The following is a 2584-nucleotide window of genomic DNA, read 5'->3' on the forward strand; positions in this document are numbered from 1 at the left end:
GTGATCGAATCGGCGACGGCCGGCTCGACCAGCAGGATCTTCTTGTACTCCTCGGCCACCGGCAGCAGCGCGAGCGCCACGCCCGACGAGGACGGGCCCACGGCCAGGTCGGCCTTGTCGTCGCCGTAGGCCGCCGCCAGCTGGCTCTTGCCGACGTCCGGCTTGCCCTGGTCGTCCTTCTCCAGGACGACAGCTTGCGGCCCGCGACCGTCATCGTGCCGCCGGTCGCGTAGTCCAGGCCCATCAGGAAGCCGGTCTGCGTCTGCTTGCCGTAGGCCTCGAGCGGGCCGGTGCGGCTGTAGACGTGGGCGATGCGGATCTCCTTGCCCTGCGCGAACGCGGGAAGGCTCGCGCCGAAGGCGGCGCTCAGCGCCAGGGCCGCGCCAGTGGCGGCGCGGATGAAGCCAGGGGTCATGGGCCGGGTCTCCTGTGGGGCGGACCGGTCGTGCGCCGGTCTCGTGCCCCTCCTTCGCAAGGCCCGTGCCGTGCGGGAGAACCCTCGGATTCACCGCACCCATGGCCACGCCACCGTCCGGACTCCAGACAGTGGCGTGCGGTGGCGAACACAAGCCTGTCCGGACTCCAGACGCTGTGTCCGGAGTCCAGGCGGTGCGCGCGGCCCGGCCGCGCGGGCTCAGGTGCGGAAGGTCGCGACCTGCGCGTTGAGCAGGCGGGCCTGCTGCTGCAGCGATTCGGCCGCGGCGGCGGTCTGCTCGACCAGCGCCGCGTTCTGCTGCGTCATGTCGTCCAGGTGGGCGACGGCCTGGTTGATCTGCGCCAGGCCGTCAGACTGGCCCGCGCTGGACTGGCTGATCTCGGCGACGGTGCCGCTGACCTGCTGCACCGACTGCAGGATCTGGCCCATCGCCTCGCCGGCGCGGCCGACCTGGGCGCTGCCGGCGTCGACGCGCGAGACCGAGTCGTTGATCAGCGCCTTGATCTCCTTGGCGGCGTTGGCGCTGCGCTGCGCGAGCGCCCGCACCTCGCTGGCGACGACCGCGAAGCCGCGTCCCTGCTCGCCGGCACGCGCGGCCTCCACCGCGGCGTTCAGCGCCAGGATGTTGGTCTGGAAGGCCACGCCGTCGATGACCGAGATGATGTCGGAGATCTTGCGGCTGGCGCCGGCGATGCCGTCCATGGTCTGCACCACCTCGCCCATCACGTCGGCGCCGAGCTTGGCCCGGTCCGCCGCGCCGATGGCGAGCTGGTTGGTCTGGTGCGCCGCCTGCGCCGAATTCGTCACCTGCTGCGTCAGCTCCTGCATCGAAGCCGCCGTCTGTTGCAGGCTGGAGGCCGCCTGCTCGCTGCGCTGCGACAGGTCCTGGCTGCCCATGGCCACTTCCTGCGAAGCATGCTGGATCGAATCGGTGGCATCGCGGATCGCGCGCACCAGGTCGCTGAGCCGGACCTGCATCGCCGCCACCTGCGTCAGCACCACGCCGATCTCGTCGCTGCCGGCCGCCTGGTTCCCAAGCACCTGGGCCCGCAGGTCGCCGTTGGCCACGGCCTCGACGACTTCACGCATCTGGTCGAGCCGGCGCTTGAGGCCGCGCGCGAACCACTCGACCGCCACCATCGCGGCGATGCCCACCGCGATCACCAGCGTCAGCGCGATCGTCGCGTCGCGGCGCGCGATCGCGGAGACATCGTCGATGTAGACGCCCGAGCCGATGACCCAGCCCCAGGGCTTGAAGCCGGCGACGTAGGAGCGCTTGGGCTCGGGATCCTTGGCGCCGGGCTTGGGCCAGAGGTAGTCGACGAAGCCGCTGCCCTGGCTCTTGACCGTGTCGACGAAGGCGACGAACAGCTTCAGGCCGTTCGGGTCCTTGTTGCCGGACAGGTCCTTGTCGTTGAGCTCCGGCTTGATCGGGTGCATGACCATCTTGGGGCTCATGTCGTTGATCCAGAGGTACTCGTTGCCGGAGTAGCGGATCTTGCCGATCTCGGCCGCCGCCTGCTTGCGGGCCTCGGCCTCGGTCAGGCCGCCGGCGCCGACGCGGTCGAAGTAGCGCTTGGCGATCTGCTCGGCGTTCTTGACCTGCTCCACCGTCGTGATCATCTTCACGTCCAGCAGGCTCATCGCCGATCGGTGGCTGAGCCACATCACCAGCACCACGAAGCCGACCACGGCCGCGAGCACCGCGACGCGCAGCTTGGTCGCCAGCGTCCAGGCCCGGCGCGATGCCGGTCTCGCCGTTCCCGTGGCGCCTGCGGTGGAAGCAGTGGGCGCGGTCGCATGGAAACCGGTCGCGGGCGTGGTCAGCGTGTTCATGGGGTCTCCTGGGCGAGCCGGTGGGTCCGGCCCTTGTCGTGTTCCTTGCCCTGCAATATGCGCATGCCGCCCCGCGCGCGGCAAGCCCTCGAACCCTCGATGAAGCCCATGAACACGGCGCAAACGTGACGATGTGGCGCCGGGCTCACGCCGGGGTGCTGGCGTACGCGTCAGCCTGAAGCCAGTTCCGGGTACTTGGCGAGCTTCTCGTAGAGCGTGGCGCGGGAGATCGCCAGCAGGCGCGCCGCGGCCATGCGGTTGCCGTTGGTGCGGCGCAGCGCCTGCGCGATGGCGGCACGCTCCAGCTCGGCC

2 protein-coding genes and 1 pseudogene are annotated in these 2584 nt (G+C 70.5%); all 3 read right to left on the bottom strand.

The annotated features are described in order from the left end of the window. Positions 1-415 (bottom strand): annotated as a pseudogene (locus tag FUT87_RS18915) (ABC transporter substrate-binding protein); the annotation flags it as partial. Between the two features lie 219 nt (positions 416-634). Further along, positions 635-2272 carry a methyl-accepting chemotaxis protein gene (locus FUT87_RS18920; RefSeq protein ID WP_147242027.1) on the bottom strand — a complete coding sequence of 546 codons (1638 nt, stop codon included), beginning with the start codon at positions 2270-2272 and terminating at the stop codon, positions 635-637. 170 nt (positions 2273-2442) lie between these two features. Continuing rightward, positions 2443-2584 (bottom strand): helix-turn-helix domain-containing protein (locus FUT87_RS18925; RefSeq protein WP_147242028.1); only part of this gene is annotated, 142 nt, incomplete at its 5' end.

Source organism: Mitsuaria sp. TWR114 (assembly GCF_007997345.1).